The sequence below is a fragment of the Plantibacter sp. Leaf314 genome (genome assembly GCF_001423185.1).
Taxonomy (GTDB): domain Bacteria; phylum Actinomycetota; class Actinomycetes; order Actinomycetales; family Microbacteriaceae; genus Plantibacter.
The window spans coordinates 102,739-120,658 of the sequence record NZ_LMOB01000003.1 but is presented as its reverse complement, the minus strand read 5'-3'; the positions used below and the strand labels follow the sequence as shown (position 1 = coordinate 120,658).

The 17,920-nt window shown below is 70.1% G+C and carries 20 protein-coding genes; 11 read left to right on the top strand and 9 right to left on the bottom strand.

Translation table 11 applies throughout. From position 1 onward, the window contains the following. Positions 1-305: 305 nt before the first annotated feature. From ASF68_RS16615 to ASF68_RS16600, 4 genes are read right to left on the bottom strand one after another with little or no spacing between them, the layout of a single operon-like run. Entirely contained in the window at positions 306-1,415 is a 1,110-nt protein-coding gene (locus ASF68_RS16615; protein ID WP_056013785.1) for an ABC transporter permease, read from the bottom strand. Next, a complete protein-coding gene (locus ASF68_RS16610; protein WP_056013784.1) occupies positions 1,412-2,425 on the bottom strand; it encodes an ABC transporter permease in 1,014 nt (337 codons plus the stop codon). The genes ASF68_RS16615 and ASF68_RS16610 overlap by 4 nt, the downstream gene beginning before the upstream one ends. Continuing rightward, positions 2,422-4,131 carry a sugar ABC transporter ATP-binding protein gene (locus ASF68_RS16605; protein ID WP_056013782.1) on the bottom strand — a complete coding sequence of 570 codons (1,710 nt, stop codon included), beginning with the start codon at positions 4,129-4,131 and terminating at the stop codon, positions 2,422-2,424. The genes ASF68_RS16610 and ASF68_RS16605 overlap by 4 nt, the downstream gene beginning before the upstream one ends. Then, positions 4,128-5,162 carry a sugar ABC transporter substrate-binding protein gene (locus ASF68_RS16600; RefSeq protein WP_082498773.1) on the bottom strand — a complete coding sequence of 345 codons (1,035 nt, stop codon included), beginning with the start codon at positions 5,160-5,162 and terminating at the stop codon, positions 4,128-4,130. Before ASF68_RS16600 ends, ASF68_RS16605 begins: the two co-directional genes overlap by 4 nt. A 268-nt stretch (positions 5,163-5,430) precedes the next feature. On the opposite strand from ASF68_RS16600, the gene ASF68_RS16595 reads away from it, so the two are divergent. The 4 genes from ASF68_RS16595 (at position 5,431) to ASF68_RS16585 (ending at position 7,772) form a co-directional block, all read left to right on the top strand. Next, on the top strand, positions 5,431-6,102 hold the full coding sequence (locus tag ASF68_RS16595; RefSeq protein WP_056014645.1) for a FadR/GntR family transcriptional regulator: 672 nt from the start codon (positions 5,431-5,433) through the stop codon (positions 6,100-6,102). 36 nt (positions 6,103-6,138) lie between these two features. Beyond that, positions 6,139-6,639 (top strand): hypothetical protein, encoded by a 501-nt coding sequence (locus ASF68_RS19285; RefSeq protein WP_235526860.1) that lies wholly within the window; start codon positions 6,139-6,141, stop codon positions 6,637-6,639. Further along, positions 6,636-7,205 carry a DUF3137 domain-containing protein gene (locus tag ASF68_RS19280; protein WP_235526859.1) on the top strand — a complete coding sequence of 190 codons (570 nt, stop codon included), beginning with the start codon at positions 6,636-6,638 and terminating at the stop codon, positions 7,203-7,205. Before ASF68_RS19285 ends, ASF68_RS19280 begins: the two co-directional genes overlap by 4 nt. A gap of 117 nt (positions 7,206-7,322) precedes the next feature. Next, positions 7,323-7,772, top strand: coding sequence for a hypothetical protein (locus tag ASF68_RS16585; RefSeq protein WP_056013779.1), 450 nt, complete (start codon positions 7,323-7,325; stop codon positions 7,770-7,772). A gap of 64 nt (positions 7,773-7,836) precedes the next feature. Here ASF68_RS16585 and ASF68_RS16580 read toward each other — a convergent pair whose 3' ends face one another. Both ASF68_RS16580 and ASF68_RS16575 read right to left on the bottom strand, forming a co-directional pair. Beyond that, a complete protein-coding gene (locus ASF68_RS16580; protein ID WP_056013776.1) occupies positions 7,837-9,009 on the bottom strand; it encodes a HAMP domain-containing sensor histidine kinase in 1,173 nt (390 codons plus the stop codon). Continuing rightward, the gene (locus ASF68_RS16575; RefSeq protein ID WP_056013773.1) at positions 9,006-9,701 is read right to left on the bottom strand and encodes a response regulator transcription factor; all 696 of its coding nucleotides are present in this window, start codon (positions 9,699-9,701) and stop codon (positions 9,006-9,008) included. The genes ASF68_RS16580 and ASF68_RS16575 overlap by 4 nt, the downstream gene beginning before the upstream one ends. Positions 9,702-9,856: 155 nt before the next feature. Between ASF68_RS16575 and ASF68_RS16570 the strand changes: the two genes are divergently transcribed. Next, a complete protein-coding gene (locus ASF68_RS16570; protein WP_082498772.1) occupies positions 9,857-10,534 on the top strand; it encodes a M15 family metallopeptidase in 678 nt (225 codons plus the stop codon). A 6-nt stretch (positions 10,535-10,540) separates the two neighbouring features. On the opposite strand, the gene ASF68_RS16565 is transcribed toward ASF68_RS16570, so the two are convergent. Continuing rightward, a complete protein-coding gene (locus ASF68_RS16565; protein WP_235526858.1) occupies positions 10,541-11,266 on the bottom strand; it encodes a metalloregulator ArsR/SmtB family transcription factor in 726 nt (241 codons plus the stop codon). An 88-nt stretch (positions 11,267-11,354) separates the two neighbouring features. On the opposite strand from ASF68_RS16565, the gene ASF68_RS16560 reads away from it, so the two are divergent. The 4 genes from ASF68_RS16560 to ASF68_RS16545 are packed head-to-tail and all read left to right on the top strand — an operon-like array spanning position 11,355 to position 14,021. Beyond that, positions 11,355-11,615 carry a DUF6458 family protein gene (locus ASF68_RS16560; RefSeq protein ID WP_056013767.1) on the top strand — a complete coding sequence of 87 codons (261 nt, stop codon included), beginning with the start codon at positions 11,355-11,357 and terminating at the stop codon, positions 11,613-11,615. Positions 11,616-11,638: 23 nt separating this feature from the next. Continuing rightward, on the top strand, positions 11,639-12,931 hold the full coding sequence (locus ASF68_RS19105; RefSeq protein ID WP_056013764.1) for a serine/threonine-protein kinase: 1,293 nt from the start codon (positions 11,639-11,641) through the stop codon (positions 12,929-12,931). Then, positions 12,928-13,458 carry a hypothetical protein gene (locus tag ASF68_RS16550; RefSeq protein WP_056013761.1) on the top strand — a complete coding sequence of 177 codons (531 nt, stop codon included), beginning with the start codon at positions 12,928-12,930 and terminating at the stop codon, positions 13,456-13,458. The genes ASF68_RS19105 and ASF68_RS16550 overlap by 4 nt, the downstream gene beginning before the upstream one ends. Before the next feature lie 11 nt (positions 13,459-13,469). Continuing rightward, entirely contained in the window at positions 13,470-14,021 is a 552-nt protein-coding gene (locus ASF68_RS16545) for an SRPBCC family protein (RefSeq protein ID WP_056013759.1), read from the top strand. A 69-nt stretch (positions 14,022-14,090) separates the two neighbouring features. Here ASF68_RS16545 and ASF68_RS16540 read toward each other — a convergent pair whose 3' ends face one another. Then, entirely contained in the window at positions 14,091-15,755 is a 1,665-nt protein-coding gene (locus tag ASF68_RS16540; RefSeq protein ID WP_056014639.1) for an MDR family MFS transporter, read from the bottom strand. 32 nt (positions 15,756-15,787) lie between these two features. After that, positions 15,788-16,489, bottom strand: coding sequence for a TetR/AcrR family transcriptional regulator (locus tag ASF68_RS16535; RefSeq protein ID WP_162239371.1), 702 nt, complete (start codon positions 16,487-16,489; stop codon positions 15,788-15,790). A 94-nt stretch (positions 16,490-16,583) separates the two neighbouring features. Between ASF68_RS16535 and ASF68_RS16530 the strand changes: the two genes are divergently transcribed. Both ASF68_RS16530 and ASF68_RS19100 read left to right on the top strand, forming a co-directional pair. After that, entirely contained in the window at positions 16,584-17,174 is a 591-nt protein-coding gene (locus ASF68_RS16530) for a TetR/AcrR family transcriptional regulator (protein ID WP_056013755.1), read from the top strand. Between the two features lie 110 nt (positions 17,175-17,284). Continuing rightward, positions 17,285-17,854, top strand: a complete 570-nt coding sequence (locus ASF68_RS19100; RefSeq protein WP_200936463.1) for a hypothetical protein — start codon at positions 17,285-17,287, stop codon at positions 17,852-17,854. The last annotated feature ends 66 nt before the right edge of the window (positions 17,855-17,920 follow it).

The following is a 17,920-nucleotide window of genomic DNA, read 5'->3' as shown; positions in this document are numbered from 1 at the left end:
CGGTGCGCTGACGTCACCGCAGGTCTGTGGCGTGAGCGCGGGTCTCCAGAGACCCGCGCTCAGTCGTGCGGGGCGCGCCCACGCCGAGTCGCGACGTCTCGCGTCAGCGCACCGCGCTGACCCGAGCGCGGGGCGTCGGGGCCCGACCACGCGTACCCGGCGCCAGCGCGGTGCGCTGGGCCTCGCCGCGGGTCATGGGCGTGAGCGCGGGTCTCCAGAGACCCGCGCTCACGCGTATGGGTCGCGCTCGCGTCAGCGCACCGCGCTGGCCAGACCACACCACCACAGCGAGACTTCGAAGGACGTCAGGTGAGGGGTTTGCGGGCTCGGTCTCGCGCGAGGAGGACACCGAGCAGCAGGATCAGGATGAGGACGACCCCACGCGCGAGGCCCTGCCAGTAGAAGGACAGGCCGATGAGGTTCATCCCGTTCGTCAGCAACGCGAAGATGAGTACTCCGACGAGCGTCCCGAAGAGGTTCGGCCGCCCGGTCCGGCTGAGCGTCGTCCCGATGAACACCGCACCGATCGAGTCGAGCACGTAGAGCTGCCCACTGTTCGCGACGAAACCGTTGCTCCGCGCCGCGAGGATCAACCCGGCGATCGCCGCGATCCCCGCCGCGAAGACGAACGCCGTCGCCATCGACGTGCCCGCCATCCGCCCGGCGATCCGCGTGGCGGTCGGCTGCTCCCCGGCGGCCGTCAGCACGCGCCCCCAGCGGCTCCGCTCGAGCGCCGCCCACACGATGAGGAGGACGATCACGGCGATCACGATCGGCGCGGCCACCCCGAGCAGCGAACCGGCACCCAGCCACGCGAACTCGTCCGGCACACTGCTGCGCGACAGGTAGATGGGCGAGCCGCCGTCGGTCGCCACCTGCTGCACGCCACCACCGATGAACCAGACGCTCAACGTGGCGAGGAACGGGCGGATGCGCAGCACGACGATGAGGAACGCGTTCACCGCACCCACGAGGAGGCCGACGACCAGTCCGCCGACGATCGCGACCCAGGCGACGTAGTCGTCCGCGAGGAGCGCCGAGGCGGTCAGCGCCGCGAGGTCGATGGCGACCCCGATCGACAGATCGATGCCGCCGGCCCGCACGACCACCGTCATCGCCACCGCCGCCAGCAGGAGCAGGGCGTTCTGATTGAGCACGCCGAGCAGGTTGTCGGCGGTCAGGAACGACGGCGACAGGACCGCGAAGACGATGAGCAGGACGGCGAGCACGGTCGGGGCGAGGGCCTGCGGGACGGCCGCCCCGAGTCCGCTGACCGTCAGGGTGGAGAGCGGACCGCCGGCCCGCTTGCCCGGGCCGTTCCCCCGGTGACCCGACGTGTCGTGCTGCTGCCCGCCGGTGGTGGTGGTGGACGAGTCGGCTGCGGACGTGGCGTCCTCCCGGGTGTCGATGCTCATCGCTTGACGCTCCGTTCACGGATCGCGGCGACCGCGAGGACCAGCAGGATCAGCACACCCTTGGTGATGCCGATCCACTGGCTCGGGACGCCGAGCTGACTGAACCCGTTCGTGAGGATCGCGACGAACACGGCGCTGAACAGCGTGCCGGTGATCGTGACGACCAGGCGACGGGAGAACGCGATCGAGAGGAAGGTCGCGAGGAGGATGTCGATCAACGACTGCTCCCCGATCCCCGGGAGGGCCGCGGAGAGCCGGCTCGTCATGAGCACCCCCGCGATGCCGGCGAGCACGGCGGCGAGCACGTAGCTGCCGACGAGATGGCGGTTCACACTGATCCCGGCGACCCGCGCGGCGGTGGGGTTCTGACCGACGGCGGCGTTCCGCACACCCCAGCTGGTGCGACCGGTGGCGAAGGCGACGATCGCGAAGACGATCACGAGCACCACGACCGCGGCCGGGACCCCGAGCACATGACCGCTGCGCAGCCAGACGAGTCCACCGTCGGACACGGGCACCTTCACGTTGTCGGTGATGACGATGGTGAGGCTCGTGACGATGCTCATCATGGCGAGCGTGACGAGCAACGGGCGGATCCCGGCGACCACGACGAGTCCGTTCACGAGCCCGATGAGCGCGGTGGCGCCGAGGCCGAGGAGCAGGGCGAGCGGTAGGCCGAGCTGGGCCTGCAGCAGGACCGCGACGAGTGCACCGGAGAAGCCCAGGACGGCGCCGATCGAGAGGTCGATGCCACCACGCACGACGTCCTCACCACCCGTCACCACGACGACGGACAAGCCGAAGGCGGCGATGGCGTAGACCGCGGACTGCGTCAGGATCGTCGCGAGATTGGCGGGATCGAGGAAGCCGGGTGACGCGACCGCGAAGACGACGATCTCGATCACGACGATCGCGTAGCCGATCAGCCCGAGTCGGGACACCGGGCGGCGCTTCGTCGTGGACTCGGCGGCGGCCGAGGGCGCGGCGGGCGGTGCGGACAGGGCGGTCATGCGGAGGCTCCTCGGGTGGGCGATGCTGCGTTCCGGGAGGTGGTCGAGGGCCCTTCGACAGGCTCAGGGTCCGGGGATGGCTCAGGGTCTGGGGATGGCTCAGGGACCGGGGATGGCTCAGGGACCGGGGCGAGCTCGGCGACGCCCGTCGACCACGCGAGGATCGTGTCGGCCGTCGCCTGCGACCGCGGAAGCTCCGTGCGGATCGTGCCGCGGTAGAGCACGAGCACACGGTCGGCGAGGCCGATGAGTTCCTCGAGGTCGACGCTCACGAGCAGCACCCCGGCACCCTGGGCGACGAGCGCATCGATCTCCGCGTAGATCTGCTGGCGCGAGCCGATGTCGACCCCGGAGGTGGGCTGATCGAGCACGAACACGGTCGATCCGGCGGCCAGCCAGCGACCGAGGACGACCTTCTGCTGGTTGCCGCCGGAGAGGCTGCCGGCGACCGCGGCGTCGTTCGCCGGTCGGATGTCGAGTCGCTCGACGAGGTCGGCGGCGATCGCCCGCTCGCGTCGGCCGCGCAGGATGCCGCCGAAGCCCGCGATGCGGTCGAGCGCCGCGAGCGTCAGGTTCTCCCGCACCGACTGCCGGTTGAGGATGCCGTCGCGGTGACGGTTCGCCGGCACGTAGGCGCCGCCGGCGCGGACGAAGGCACGCGGCGATCGGATGGTGCCAGCCCGGCCGAGGCGCACCGTTCCACCGTGGGCGCGGAGGCCGACGACGGCGTCGGCGAGCTCCTCGAGCCCGGAGCCGACGAGGCCGGTGACCCCGACGATCTCACCCGGCCGCACCGTGATCGAGACGCCGTGGAGCCGGTCCGGCACCGTCAGCGCGTCGATCGCGAGGACCGGCTCGCTCCCTGCGTCCGCCGCGACGCGTTCATCGTCGCCGAACTCGGTGACACTCCGGCCGACCATGAGCTGCACGATGGCGTCGAGCGTGGCGTCGGGGTCGGCGAGATCGAGCGCACCGACGCGTTCGCCGTTGCGGAGGACGACGACGCGGGACGCGATGTCGCGCACCTCCTGCAGGTAGTGGGAGATGTAGATGACGGCGACACCCTCGGCCTGCAGGGCGCGGACGGTGCGGAACAGGCGCTCCACGTCCCCCGCGGCGAGCGGGGCCGTCGGTTCGTCGAGCACGAGGACGCGCGGGCGGGTGATCGTCGCGATGGCCAGCTGGAGGAGCTGCTGCTCGGCCACGCTGAGCTCGTCGACGAGCGTGCTGCCGGGGACGTCGAGGCCGACGAGGTCGAGCAGCTCGCGTTCGGCCCGGCGGTCGAGCTGCCGGCCGGTGAGGAACGCGGTGCGTGAGCCGAGGAACAGCTGCTCGGCGACGGTGAGTCGTCCGGCGAGGTGGCGGTCCTGGTGGATGACCCGGATGCCGAGGCGTTCGGCGTCGCGGGGGTTCCGGATGACGGCGGGTTCGCCATCGATTTCGATCGTCCCCTCGCTCGCCGTGTAGAGCCCGGTGAGGATCTTGATGAGCGTGGACTTGCCGGCACCGTTCTCGCCGACGAGGGCGACGACCTCGCCGGGCTGCACCTCGAGGTCGACGTCGTGCAGCACGCGGACGCCGCCGAAGTCCTTCGCGATGCCCCGCATGGTCACCGCCGGCACGGGTGAGCCGGACGCAGCCGCACCGGGCCGACCGTCCAGCGTGCGCTGGACGGTCGACTCGTCGATCGAGGTGCGGTCCGTCATTCCAGGCCGAGCCGCTTGCGCTCGTCGGCGACGTTCGCCTTGTCGATGAACACGGCGTCGAGGTAGGTGCTCAGCGGCACCTCGTCCTGCTGTCCACCGAGGTACCGGGCGACGTTGTCGGCGCTCGTCGTGCCGAAGAGGGTCGGCTGCTGCGCGACGGTGAACTGGTAGACCGAGGCGGGGTCCTCGATGAGGTCGAGCGCGCCGGGCTCGGCGTCGACGCCGTACACCTTGATCTCGTTCCGACCGGCTGCGTCGATGGCCTGGGCGGCACCGATGGCCGGGAGATCCCAGCACGACCACACGGCCGAGATCTCACCCTTGGGGTAGCGGGTCAGAGCGTCGTTCGTCTTCTGCTTGGCGTCCTCGATGGTGCCCTCGTAGACGTCCTGCAGCTCGGGCTCGATGACCTCGATGTTCGGGTAGTTCTTCAGCACCAGCTTGAACTCGTCGTAGCGGATCTGGCAGGGGGTGACGTCGTAGAAGCCGTTGAAGACGAGCACCTTGCCCTTCCCGCCGATGTCCTCAGCGAGGGTGCGGGCGAGCGTGGAGCCGATCTGCCAGTTGTCGGAACCGATGTTGTTCACCGAGTTCTCGCTGGCGTGGTCGATGGTGAAGACGGGGATGTCGGCGTCCTTCGCCTGCTGCAGCGCCGGCGCGAGCGTCGTGGCGTCGCCGAGGATGACGACGATCGCGTCGACCTTCTGCGAGACGAGGTTCTCCACGTTGGCGAGGTGCTTGTCGTCCTGCGCGTCGGCCTGGGTCGCGACCACCTTCGCGCCGAGCTCCTCCAAGCGGTCCTGGACGCCCTGGTAGGTGAGGCGACCGAAGTCACGCACCACGTCCTTCGCGGCCACGCCGACGGTCTTGCCCTCGAGCGAGGGGACGTCGGCGTCGGACGCAGCGGAGCTGGCCGCGGGGCCGCTCGTCGACTCGCCGGACGAGGACTGCTTCAGCGAACAGCCGGTGGCGAGACCGGCCACGACGGCCAGCGAGATGATGGACAGCGCGAGGCGCGATCGACGACGCATGGGGACTCCAGAGGACGGTGGGGCGCGGGACGGTGCGGGGGTGGGTCGGGGCCGCCGTCCGCTGTCGGTGCGGTGGTGACCTGCACCGGGACGTCGGGGTTGCAGTAACAGTAGGGACGGACGGGGAGGGCCGCGAGAGGCCGCTCAACCTGACGTAACACAACGCCTGGCGCGGACCAGCCGCCGGGCCCGGCCACGCGAAACGTCGGATGTATCATGGCGCGAGGCGGTGCGACCGACGACCGCCGCGCATGAGCAGGGGGTCTTCATGGCAGTCACCGACGAGGCGATCGCGCGGATCCAGGCGATGATCGTCTCGGGCGATCTCAAGCCCGGGCAGCGGCTCCCTCCGGAGAAGGAACTCAGCGAGACGCTCGGGCTGTCGCGCAGCTCACTCCGCGAGGCCGTGAAGGCGCTGGAACTCATCCGCGTGCTCGACGTGCGTCGCGGCGACGGCACCTACGTCACGACGCTCGAACCGAGCCTGCTGCACGAGGCGATGTCGTTCGTCATCGACATGCACGCCGACGGCTCCCTCATCGAGATGTTCGAGGTGCGCCGGATCCTCGAGCCGTCCGCGTCGGTGATGGCGATCCAGCATCTCGACGACGAGAAGATCGCCGAACTGCGCGCGATGGTCGACGAGGTGGACGAGTCGACCACGGTCGAGGACCTCGTCGCTCACGATCTCCAATTCCACGCCCGCGTGATCGAGCTGAGCGGCAACGCCTACCTCGCGAGCCTGTTGGCCGCCCTCGGCAGCAAGACGGTCCGCGCCCGCATCTGGCGCGGCCTCACCGAGGAGAAGGCCGTCGCCCGCACCCTGCAGGAGCACCACGCGATCATCGACGCCCTGGAGCGACGCGACATCGAACTCACCCGGGCCCTCGTGACGGTGCATGTGAGCGGCGTGGAGAGCTGGCTCCGCCGCTCGATGTGACCGAGGCCCGCGATCGGGGGCGGGTAGCGTGTGGGCATGGACAGCACGATCGACACCCGAGCGCTCATCGATCCGGTCGACAGCGAGGCCATGGCGAAGGCGCCCGCGTACCACCGCGCGCCCTCCGCACGGCTGTTCATCGGCCTGATCGCGGGAGTCGTCGTGGTCGTCGTCGCCGGGTTCGTCCTGTTGGGAACGGTGTCCTCGGCCTCTCGAGGCGGCTCCGGCCCGACGCCGCTGCTCGGGATCGGACTCCTCGCGGCCGCCGCCGTCGCGGTGGTCGCGGTCCTCTCCTGGCGCACGAGGCGCATCAAGCGCTTCCGCCTCTCCCAGTTCGCCGCAGCCAACGGGATGACCTACACCGCCGACCTCAGCTACCCGCCGTTCCCCGGCATGATCTTCGGGATCGGATCGTCGCGGCAGGCCACCGACGTGCTGCGGGGCGCTCGTCCCCGCCCCGTGGAGTTCGGCAACTACCGGTACACGGTCCGCCACGGGAAGAGTTCGACGACGCACCACTGGGGTACGTCGCGGTGAAGCTCGACGTCCCCCTGCCGAACATCGTGCTCGATGCGATCGGCAACAACGGGTTCGGCTCGAACCTCCCGGCGGCGTTCCAGCGCGCCCAGCGGTTGTCGCTGGAAGGCGACTTCGACCAGCACTTCACGCTTTACTGCCCGGCCGGCTACGAACGGGACGCCCTGTACCTGTTCACCCCGGACATCATGGCGAGGTTCATCGACCACGCCGCCGAGCTCGACGTCGAGATCATCGACGACTGGCTGTTCCTCTACACGAAACGGGAGGTGTCGACGCTCGATCCCGACACCTGGGCGTGGCTGTTCGGGATCGTCGACGCGTTGACGACGAAGTTCGACCAGTGGGCACGGTGGCGGGACGACCGCCTCCAGCCGCAGTCGACCGGTGCATCGGGGCACCCGTCTGCACCGGGCACCCAGGCTGACGCTCCCGCCCTCGGGCTCATCAAACCGCCGCCGGGGGTCGCTCCGTCCGGCCGCAGGTTGCGACGATCCGGAACGTGGATCCCCGTCGTGTTCGTGGTCGGAACGGTGATCGTCTGGATCGTCATGCGCATGAACTGACCCCGTGGTCCGCGCGCATGTCGAGGACGTCTGGTGATCGACAGACGAGGACGGAACACCTCGGTTGCTGGGATGGGCGGATGACCGACACCGGTCGCGCTCAGAAAGGACCATCCCATGCGCAGATCCGCCGCCCTCGGCTTCGCCCTCCCCGTCCTCGCCCTCATGCTGGGGCTCACCGCCTGTTCCGGGACGGATGCACCGCCCGGAAGTGACGCGCCGCCGACCGCCGACGCCTACGCCCAGGCGTTCGACGACTACACGATCTCCCTCGCGGGTTGCCTGCGCGACCACGGGGTGGACGTCGTGGACCCCGAACCCGGTACGGCGATCACGCTCGACGGCAGCGACGCGATGAACCAGGCCTACGACGCCTGCACCACGGAACTCGGCCCACCGCCGGCGAACCCCGACCAGCCCACCAGGGGTGAGATCTCCGACGAACTACGGCTCCGCGCCCAGTGCCTGCGCGACCAGGGGTTCGACGTCCCGGACCCCGACGCGAACGGCGTGTGGGACCTGCCGGAGGACCTGTTCGACGAGGCCAGAGCCTGCGCCGTGCAGTGACGACCGCTCCCGCCGGGACGGCCGACCGATCCGTCGATCGGTCGGCCGTCCCGGCGTCGCGGGGTCAGGCGTCGTCCGGCTCGGGACCGTGCACGGCGGGCAGCAGCACCGTCACCTCGAGACCACCGGCCGGCAGTGGCGCGAGGCGCAGCGAACCACCGTGCAGTTCGACGATCCGCGCACCGAGCGTCAGCCCCAGCCCGTTGCCCCGGTCGGGCCCGGCGGCGCGCGCGATCCTGGCGTCGCGGCGATCAAACGGCTCGACGAAGCGAGCGACCTCGTCGACGCCGAGGAGCGGTCCGGAGTTGCTGACGACCACGACCGCGCACTCGGCCGCGGACCGGTCGGCCTGCGGATCCCTGCCCACCCACACCGAGACCCACCCGCGCGGACCGCTGTTGTACCGCACGGCGTTCGACAGCAGGTTCGTCAGCAGCTGCTGGAGGAGCACGCGGTTGCCGAGCACGGCGGTGCTCCGGAGGGTCGAGGAGATCGCGACACCGGCATGGGCGGCGTCCGGTGAGACGAGCTGCGACGCGTCACGGACCACCGCCGCCAGGTCGACGGGCGAGGTCACGAGCGGTCGGCGGTCGAGCTGGTTCAGCTGCAGGAGGGCCTCCACGATCGCGATCCCCCGCTCGTTCGTCTCGTGCAGCCGGCGGAGCGCGCGGTCGACGTCGCGGCCCTCCGGATCGGCCTGCGCCACCTCGATGAGCATCTTCATGGTCGCGAGCGGCGTGCGCAGCTCGTGCGAGGCATTGGCCGCGAACCGCTTCTGCGTGAGGAACGACTGCTCCAGGCGTGCGAGCATGTCGTCGAAGCGGTCGGCGAGTTCGCGGAACTCGTCGCGCGGACCCGTCATCGCGATGCGGTGGTCGAGCGAGCCCGCCGCGGCAGCCCGCACCGCGTCGTTGAGGTCGCGCAGCGGCCGCAGCACCCGACCGGCGACGATCCAGCCGACGCCGGTGCCGATCACGGCCATCGCGATGAGCGCGAGCATCGAGTAGTTGATGAGCGAGTCGCGGATCTCGCCGCGGGTGATGCCGGACAACTGCTCCGGATCGCCGGCCGGCGCGATCGGGTAGTCGGGGAAGCGCCAGATGATGACGTTGATGACGATCAGCGCGACGAGGCCCGTGACGACGGTGAAGGCGGCATACGTCGCGGTGAGCTTGACGCGGGCGGTGATGCGTGTGGGACGGGACGAGACCGGGCGCGCGGGCGACGCGGTGGTCATGCGCCGTCCACCCTCGTGGGCTCGTCCTCGCCCGGCGGGAGCACCCGGTACCCGACGCCCGGCACGGTGTGGATGACCCACGGCTCACCGAGCACCTTCCGGAGGGTCGACATCGTCACCCGGACGGCGTTCGTGAACGGGTCGGCGTGCTCGTCCCAGGCCCGTTCGAGGAGGTCTTCAGCGCTCACGACCCCACCCCTGGCCGCGAGGAGGACCTCCAGCACGGCGAACTGCTTCTTCGCCAGGCGCACGTACCGCCCGTCGCGGTACACCTCCCGACGGAACGGGTCGAGCCGCACCCCGGCGTACTCCAGCACCGGAGGCAGGGACGCGGCAGGCCGGCGCGCCAGCGAGCGCAGTCGCAGGACGAGCTCGCGCAGCTCGAACGGCTTCGTCAGGTAATCGTCGGCACCGATCTCGAACCCGCTCTCCTTGTCGTCGAGCTCGGCGGCGGCGGTGAGCATGAGCACGCGGCAGGGCAGCTCCCGGGCGACGATCCAGCGGCAGACGTCGTCGCCGTGCGTACCGGGGAGGTCGCGGTCGAGGACGACGACGTCGTAGCTGTTGACGGCGAGCCGTTCGAGCGCGGCGTCGCCGTCGAACACGAGGTCGGCGGCGAGCCCCTCGTGCTGCAGCCCCTCGAGGATGCTCTCGGCCAGGTACTGCTCGTCCTCGGCGATCAAGACACGCATGGAACCTCCGGTCGTCTGGGCGTCGTGTCGATCGTAGGCGGCCGGATGTTTCGGAACCGTCTGACGATCGCCCGACGCCCACGAGACCCCCGGGCGGCTGGACTGGGACCACGATCGCCGGACGTCGACCCGCGGTGGTCCGTGGAGGAGGAATCATGCGACACCAGGACTTCGACCAGCGGCGCCACCCGCGGCGACAGCACGCGACGCGACGGCCGGCAGCCGGCCGGCGCACCGCGAACCTGGCCGTCACCGTCCTCGCCGTCTCCGCCGTCGCCCTCGCCGCCGCGATCGCCCTGGTCGCGTGCACCGGCGTCGCGCCCGCGATCACGCGCGCGATCACCTCCTCGGCGGGGCAGCCCGATCTGGACGACGGTACGACCACGACCGACGGCGGGTTCGGGACCGCCGACGGCGTACTCGAAGAGAACCGCTTCACCGTGGACGACATCGCGCTGCCCGGCGTCGCGAACCTCGAACCGGACCTCCTCGAGGCGGTCCGGCAGGCGACCGAGGCCGCAGCCGACGACGACATCACGCTGTTCATCAGCTCGGGATGGCGGAGCACGGCCTACCAGCAGCATCTGCTCGACGAGGCGATCCTGCGGTACGGCAGCGAGGAGGCGGCCCGGCAGTTCGTCGCCACCCCCGAGGGTTCCTCGCACACCCGCGGGGCCGCCGTCGACATCGGTGCGACGGACGCCGACTACTGGCTCATCGAGCACGGTTCCGCGTTCGGCCTCTGCCAGACCTACGCGAACGAGATCTGGCACTTCGAACTGGCCACCACCCCCGGCGGCGACTGCCCGGAGCTCCTCCCCGACGCCGGGTGACCGCCGTCAGGCCAGTCCGTGCGGCGCCTCGTCGTGCGGCCCCGCGGGTACCGGTGCCAACCGGCTGACGAACTCGTCGACCCGGACCCGCAGGTCTCTGAACGCCTCGTCGAACGCCTCCTCGGTGGCGGTCAGGGCGGGGTCGGGGACGGACCAGTGCAGGTCGTCGCGGCCGACGAGTTCCTCGTGCGCCCGGTTGCAGACCGTGATGATGAAGTCGTCCGGCCGGAGGACCTCCTGCGTGCCACGCGGGTGCTGCGAACCGATCCGGACGCCGTGTCGTGCTGCCGCCCGCACCGCTCCCGGGTTCACCTCGTCGGCGGGACGACTGCCCGCCGAGGCGACCGGCACGGTGCTGCGGTCCAGCCAGAGCGCCTCGGCCATCCGGGATCGCGCGGAGTTGGCCGTGCACACGAAGACCACACGGCTCGGAACGCTGATCGGTTCCGGCGCGAGGCGGTCGAACGCGCCGGGGACGAGGCGGACGTAGTTGCGACGCCCGTCGGATTCCGACCGCGAGCGCGACAGGATCCCCGCCTTCTGCAGGACGCTCAGGTGATGGGCGACGAGGTTCGAGCCCATCCCCAGCGCCGTCTGGATCTCCGTCGGCGACAGATCGCCCAGCGCGAGGAGGTCCACGATGCGCAGGCGGGCGGGCTCGGCGAGCGCGGCGAACTTGGATGCCCTTACCGCCAGCGACTCCACCGACACAACCCCCGTTGACTCAACCACGATTGACTCAATAATAGTCTGAGTCACCCGTCGGTCACGCTCGAGCACGCCCGCTCGACGCCCGGGTCACCTGGAGAAGGAGCTTGTCATGGGTATCGGAACCGGAATCGCCCTGATCGTCATCGGAGCCATCCTCGCCTTCGCCGTCAACATCGACGTCCCAGCCGTGGACCTCACCCTCATCGGGTACATCCTCATGGCAGCAGGTGCCGTCGTGTTCCTCATCTCGCTCATCCTCGTGCTGCGTCACCGCCAGGTGTCGTCGACGACGCGTTCCGCCGTCGACCCGAGCAGCGGCGAGCGCGTGACCCGCCGCAGCACCACCGACAACGACGGTCCCGTCCTCTGAGGACCGGGGCGATCGCACCACCCATGGCCGAACCCGGCGTCGACGACCCGCGCACCGGCGAACTCCTCGACGGACGCTACCGCCTGGGAGCGCGCATCGGATCCGGCGGCATGGCGACCGTCCACCTCGCGACCGACGAGACCCTCGGGCGTCAGGTCGCGGTGAAGCTGTTCCGCCCCGGCACGACCGACGCCTCGCTCGGCGCGCGGACCGCCTCGGAGACGCGTCTGCTGGCCTCGCTCAACCATCACGCGCTCGTCACCCTCTTCGACGCGCGCGTCGTCTCCGGTGACGGTTCCTACCTCGTCATGGAGTACGTCGACGGACCGACGCTGTCGCAACGCATCAGCCGGTCGCCGCTGCCGTCACCTGAGGTCGCTGCGATGGCGGTCGACCTCGCCGAGGCGCTGCACACCGTGCACGCCGCCAGGGTCGTGCACCGCGACATCAAGCCGTCGAACGTGCTGTTGCGCCGATCGGTCCTCCCGCACCAGGAGTATCGCGCGAAGCTCGCCGACTTCGGCATCGCGCACCTCATCGACAGCACCCGCATGACCGCACCCGGCTCTCTGATGGGCACCGTCGCGTACCTCAGTCCCGAACTCGTCCGGGGCGCTGATCCGGCCACGCCCGCCGACGTCTACGCGCTGGGGCTCGTCCTCCTCGAAGCCCTGACGGGCCGCCGTGCCTACCCGCAGACGAGCACCCATGAATCCCTGATGGCGCGCTTGAACGCGTCGCCGACGATCCCCGGGACGCTCGGGTACCAGTGGAAGTCCCTGCTGACGGCGATGACCGCGTCGGATCCGGCCGCGCGCCCGACGGCGCTCGAGGTCGCCATGGCGGTCCGCGACCTCGACCCGGTGCGCGACCAGGCACCGGACCCGGCGACCGCGACGATGGCGATGTCGGCCGGGCCGGCGTCGACGACGGACGCGACCACGCCTGCCACCGCGATGGCGGCGGCTCCGACGGCGACGACGGAACGGTTCGATGCGCCGGGCCCGCCTGTCGATCCGACGCTGGTGCTCCCGATCGGGTCGCGCGACGGTGCGGGGCTCGCCACGACGGCCGTGCTCGACGACTCACCGCGCTCGACGCGTCGGGTCGATGAGCGCGCTCGACGCGCCGCCGTCGAGCGCCGCCGGCGGACGATCCGGGTCTGGGTGCTCCTCGGCGTGATCCTGCTCGTGGCGGCCGCCGCCCTCGTGTGGTTCCTCGTCTCGTCGGCGCACCCCTCCGTGCCGGCCCTGCCTGAGCTGCCGGATCCGCTGTCGACGCACCTGGACGAGCTCATGCGGGAGGTGACCCCGTGACGCGGCCGGGGAACCGCACTCGGGCGCTGTTCGCAGCTCCCCTGCTCGTCGTGGCGCTGCTCGGCGGCTGCGCGTCGCCGGACGCCGGACTCGATGCGGACACCGGCCGTGAGCTGCAACAGGGGGTCGTCCTGGTCGCCGATGCCGCCGCCGCCGGCGACACCACCGGTGCCATCGCGGCGTTGGACGCCCTCGAGGCGCGGCTGGCCGAGGCTGAGGCGGACGGTTCCGTCTCCGCGAGCCGACTGTCGGAGATCCGATCGGCGATCGCCACCGTCCGCGCCGACCTCTCCCCCGTCGTCGAGACGCCGGCAGCCACGCCGACACCGACGCCCACGCCCAGTTCGGTCGAGCCGGTGGAGCCTGCCGCCCCGGTGGATGACGGCGCGGATGAGCCAGGCGACGATGGTGGCCCCGGGAACGGGAACGACGGCGACAAGGGTGACAACGGCAAGAACGGGGACAAGGGCAACAACGGCAACAACGGCAACGGGAACGGGAACGGGAACGGTAAGAAGGACAAATGAGACGACGAGGCATGTCAGCAGCGGCAGCGGACGACGAGCCCGGCACCGGGCCGGACGAGGAGCAGTCGGCGAAACGCGACCGCCGGGAGCGCGACGGGGTGTCGACCGTGCAGCACAGTGTCGTCGTCGAGCTCCCTATCGCGGCCGTCTACAAGCAGTGGGTCGACTTCGAGTCGTACCCGGAGTTCCTCCCGGCGGTGCGCGAGGTGTCGACGACCGGCGAGGTCTACAGTCGCTGGACCGTCGCGATCAGCAAACTCTCGCGGCAGTTCCTGGTCGAGATCCTCGAGCAGCTTCCCGAGGAGCGTCTGGTCTGGCGCACCATCGAAGGCGACGTCTGGTTCAGTGGTGACGCCGTGTTCGAGGCGATCGACAAGCAGCAGACCCGCGTGGACGTCACGGTGCACTGGAAGCCGGTGACCGCGGTGGAGCGGACCGCTGCGGCGCTCGGGCTCGCCGGGCGGGCCGTCCGTGGGACGCTCGAGTCGTTCAAGACCTACATCGAGTCGACCGGCGGCCCCTCGGGTCACTCCCGGATCAAGGTCGTCTCCCCGAAGGGCTAGCCGTCCGCCGCACGAGGGAGGGCCCCGGGACCTCAGGTCCCGGGGCCGTCGTCGTCCGACCGGTTGCGGCTACCGCTCGCGCGACTCGGAGGTGGTAGTCGCTGGATCCTCGATGCCGTCACTCGCCCGGTCCGTCGTCGTGCCACCGGCGGCGGACGCCGTCACCTTGCCGCGCGCGGCGGCTTCGAGGGACTCAGCCTCCTCGCCACCGAGTGCCTCGCCGCGGGCGACGAGCCCGGCGACGTCGGAGAGCGGGATCTGCTTGAGCAGCAGCGAGAGCAGGAACGCGGCACCGATGAACGGCAGCAGGTACCAGAACACCGGGGCGAGCGCGTCGGCGTACGCGGTCACTACCCCGTCGCGGACGCCCGGCGGGAGCTGGCTGAGCGTCTGCGGGTTGATCGTCGACGCCGCACTGGACGCCTCGTCTGGGCTCGCACCCGAACCGGCGAAGACGTCCCGCAGGTTCGACGTCAGGCGCGTGGTGAAGATCGTGCCGAACACGGCGACCCCGAGCGATGCACCGACCTCGCGGAAGTAGTTGTTCGTGCTCGTCGCCGTACCGACCATCGACGCATCGACCGAGTTCTGCGCCACCAGGACGACGACCTGCATGATCAAGCCGAGACCGGCGCCGAAGAAGAACAGGAACACGCAGATGAGCCAGATCGGGGTGTCGGCCGTGAGCGTCGTGAAGGCGATCATGGACGCCGCCGTGACGAGCGTGCCGATGACCGGGAACATCCGGTAGCGACCGGTCTTGGTGATCAGGTTGCCCGACACGATCGACGTACCGATGAGGCCGACCATCATCGGGATCATGAGCAGGCCGGACGCGGCGGCGGAGGTGCCGGACGACATCTGGAGGAAGGTCGGCACGAAGCCGATCGCCGAGAACATGCCGAGCCCGAGCGTGAGGCCGATCGCGGTCGCGTTGATGAACGTCGGGTTCTTGAACAGCGACAACGGGATGATCGGGTCCTTCGCGCGCGCCTCGGTGACGACGAAGAGCAGTGCGGCGACGAGCATGCCGATGCCGAACAACCAGGTCTCGATCGCACCCCAGCCGTGGGCCTCGTCGCCACCGAAGTCGGTGAAGAAGATCAGGCAGGTGGTGAAGGCCGAGAGGAAGATCACGCCGAGGATGTCGATCGGGGCCGTGGCCTTCTTGTTCGGCAGCTTCAGGGTGAAGAACGCGATCGCGAAGGCGGCGATACCGACCGGGATGTTGATGTAGAACGCCCACTGCCAGGTGAGGTGGTCGACGAAGAAGCCACCGAGGAGCGGGCCACCGACGGCGGAGAGACCAAACACGGCACCGAGCGGGCCGAGGTACTTGCCGCGCTCGGAGGCGGGGACGATGTCGGCGATGATCGCCTGCGACAGGATCATGAGCCCGCCGCCGCCGAGGCCCTGGACGGCGCGCCACACGATGAGCTGGGTGAAGTCGCCGGCGAAGGCGCACCCGACGGAGGCGATGGTGAACAGCGCGATCGCGACGAGGAACAGTCGACGACGGCCGAGTACGTCACCGAACTTGCCGTACACGGGCATGACGACGGTGGTCGCCAGCAGGTAGGCGGTGGTGAGCCAGACCTGGTGGTCGACGCCACCCAGCTGCCCGACGATCGTCGGCATGGCTGTGGAGACGATCGTCTGGTCGAGGCTGGAGAGCAGCATGCCCGCGATGAGGGCGGCGAAGATGATCCAGATGCGGCGCTTGGTGAGCAGCATCGGGCCCTCGGTGGGCGCGGCGGTGGCGGCGGTCACGGGAGGTCCTTTCGGGGAGTGGGGTCGGTGTGGGGGTTCTGGGGGGTGACTGCGTCGCCGTCGTCCTCGACAGGCTCGAGCACGGCGCGGTAGGTCGCGAGGCAGTCGCGGATGGAGCCGACGATGTCGAACTCGCCGCCCTCGCCGAGGTCGACGACACCGCTGCCGAACACGCGCGCCATGGTCGTCTTGATCGCCATCCCGAAGAGATCGGCGCAGGCGCGGGCACGCGGGTCGTCGGCCGGGACGCCTTCCCGCACGGCGATGAGCTCGACGAGCATCTGCTCACGCTCGCGGTTCAGGCCCATGAAGCGGACCAGCAGCTTGGGTTCGCGCTCGAGGGCGGCGTGGAAGTCGACGTGCTCGGCGAGGCCGAACCCGGACCGCTCCGCATGGGCGGCCGCGATGAGCATGAAGTCGTCGAGCACGGCGCGCCACCCCCGCGAGCCGAGGGCGAGGAACTCGGTGGCGAACCGCTCGCTCTCCTCGGACTCGTCGATGCCGAGGACCGCGTCCTCCTTGCTGGGGAAGTAGTTGAAGAAGGTGCGGCGCGAGACGCCGACCTCCTCACAGAGTTCCTCGATGGTGAATCCGTTGAGGCCCTGGGCAGCGGTGAGTCGTCGGGACACCGTCGTCAGGCGTGTGGCGGTCGCGGCCATCCGCTCGGACAGCCGATTCGTCGAAGTTGCACTCTGCATCACGAAGTGCAGTATTGCACTCTCCATCCCAGGGTGCAAGTCGCTCGCTTCGAGCCCGCGACGAGCTCGCAGCCGCGCTCACTAGAGTGAGCGGATGGACCCCCGCCAGGCACGCACCCGTCGCGCCCTCCGCGAGGCGATCCACACGCTCGCGACGGAGGGCCGCATCGACCAGGTGACGGTCGCGGATGTCGCTCGAGCGGCCGGAATCACCCGCGACACCTTCTACCGGCACGCGCCGACGCCCGTCCACCTGCTCGCCGACGTGCTCGGCGAGGAACTGGACGACACGCTGCGCGCGCACGTCGACCTCCCGGCGGAGAGCGGCTCCGAACTGAGCGTCTTCGACGAGTCGGAGCGCGACCTCCTGCGGCACGTCGCCGAGCACGCGACGATCTACCGCAACGCGATGCAGCCCCGGCTCGTCGGACCACTCCGCGATGCGCTCACCGAACGGATCGAGGCGGCCCTCCGTCACCACCTCGACCGTCACCCGCAGATCGCCCCGCCGCGCGAGGAGGGTGTCGACCCCGAACGACACGTGCGCATGCTCGTCGCTTACGCCGGGGCCGGCACGGTCGCGGCGATCGAGGAGTGGCTCCGCACCGGGGAGCTCGACGACATCGACGCCGCCGCCCGCACCGTCATCGCCGCCTCCCCCGCCTGGTGGCTCGGTCGTCGTTAGGCCGGTTCCAGCCGCCCCGAACCGCGCCTATCAAAGACATATGTCGGTGTAGGCATATCTGCTCTGTGGATAACCCCGGGTCGGGTTCCGTCCGCGCCTAGCGTCGAGGGATGCCAGTCACACCACGTCCTCGCACCCATTCCGCCCTCGCCCTCGCGGCGGGCCTCCTCGCCCTGACGGCGTGCTCCGGCCCGGATCCCGCGCCGCCGCCGAGCAGCGCCCCGCCGGTGTTCGCCAGCGAGGAGCAGGCACTCACCGCGGTGACGGAGACGTACCAGGAGTACATGCGGATCTCGAATGCAATCCTTCTGGATGGAGGCCTGGAGGTCCAACGAATCGACGTCATCGTTGGGAAGGAGCTCGCTGAGTTCGAACACGGAAGCCTCGTCGAACTCGCTACCGCCGGAAAGACCATGGTCGGAGCGCCGACACTCGTCTCGACGCACCTCTCAGAGTGGTACTCCAGCCCGGACTCCCTCGGCGTCATCGCGAAGGCGAAGTCTTGCATCGATCTCAGCACTGTCGATGTTCTTGACGCCGCCGGCAACTCCACGGTGCGACCTGACCGCCCTCGGACGCGCACATGGGCCTACGACGTGGGCACGGGTAACAAGGAGCAATCCGAACTCGTCCTGATGAACCACGTTGCGGTCGCCGAGGGAGAGTCATGCGAAATCTGAGGTGCGCTCTCGCAGCCGCAACAGCCCTGGTGGTAGCACTCACGCTCGCGCCCGCAAACGTGGCGA

What these genes read in the sequence shown, in the direction of transcription:
- ASF68_RS16535 (WP_162239371.1), bottom strand. Translation starts at nt 16,489, where the DNA reads ATGCAGAGTGCAACTTCGACGAATCGGCTGTCCGAGCGGATGGCCGCG.
- ASF68_RS16595 (WP_056014645.1), top strand. Translation starts at nt 5,431, where the DNA reads ATGGCAGTCACCGACGAGGCGATCGCGCGGATCCAGGCGATGATCGTC.
- ASF68_RS19100 (WP_200936463.1), top strand. Translation starts at nt 17,285, where the DNA reads ATGCCAGTCACACCACGTCCTCGCACCCATTCCGCCCTCGCCCTCGCG.
- ASF68_RS16585 (WP_056013779.1), top strand. Translation starts at nt 7,323, where the DNA reads ATGCGCAGATCCGCCGCCCTCGGCTTCGCCCTCCCCGTCCTCGCCCTC.
- ASF68_RS16605 (WP_056013782.1), bottom strand. Translation starts at nt 4,131, where the DNA reads ATGACGGACCGCACCTCGATCGACGAGTCGACCGTCCAGCGCACGCTG.
- ASF68_RS19285 (WP_235526860.1), top strand. Translation starts at nt 6,139, where the DNA reads ATGGACAGCACGATCGACACCCGAGCGCTCATCGATCCGGTCGACAGC.
- ASF68_RS16610 (WP_056013784.1), bottom strand. Translation starts at nt 2,425, where the DNA reads ATGACCGCCCTGTCCGCACCGCCCGCCGCGCCCTCGGCCGCCGCCGAG.
- ASF68_RS16575 (WP_056013773.1), bottom strand. Translation starts at nt 9,701, where the DNA reads ATGCGTGTCTTGATCGCCGAGGACGAGCAGTACCTGGCCGAGAGCATC.
- ASF68_RS16600 (WP_082498773.1), bottom strand. Translation starts at nt 5,162, where the DNA reads ATGCGTCGTCGATCGCGCCTCGCGCTGTCCATCATCTCGCTGGCCGTC.
- ASF68_RS16540 (WP_056014639.1), bottom strand. Translation starts at nt 15,755, where the DNA reads ATGCTGCTCACCAAGCGCCGCATCTGGATCATCTTCGCCGCCCTCATC.
- ASF68_RS16615 (WP_056013785.1), bottom strand. Translation starts at nt 1,415, where the DNA reads ATGAGCATCGACACCCGGGAGGACGCCACGTCCGCAGCCGACTCGTCC.
- ASF68_RS16530 (WP_056013755.1), top strand. Translation starts at nt 16,584, where the DNA reads ATGGACCCCCGCCAGGCACGCACCCGTCGCGCCCTCCGCGAGGCGATC.
- ASF68_RS16560 (WP_056013767.1), top strand. Translation starts at nt 11,355, where the DNA reads ATGGGTATCGGAACCGGAATCGCCCTGATCGTCATCGGAGCCATCCTC.
- ASF68_RS19105 (WP_056013764.1), top strand. Translation starts at nt 11,639, where the DNA reads ATGGCCGAACCCGGCGTCGACGACCCGCGCACCGGCGAACTCCTCGAC.
- ASF68_RS16580 (WP_056013776.1), bottom strand. Translation starts at nt 9,009, where the DNA reads ATGACCACCGCGTCGCCCGCGCGCCCGGTCTCGTCCCGTCCCACACGC.
- ASF68_RS16570 (WP_082498772.1), top strand. Translation starts at nt 9,857, where the DNA reads ATGCGACACCAGGACTTCGACCAGCGGCGCCACCCGCGGCGACAGCAC.
- ASF68_RS16545 (WP_056013759.1), top strand. Translation starts at nt 13,470, where the DNA reads ATGTCAGCAGCGGCAGCGGACGACGAGCCCGGCACCGGGCCGGACGAG.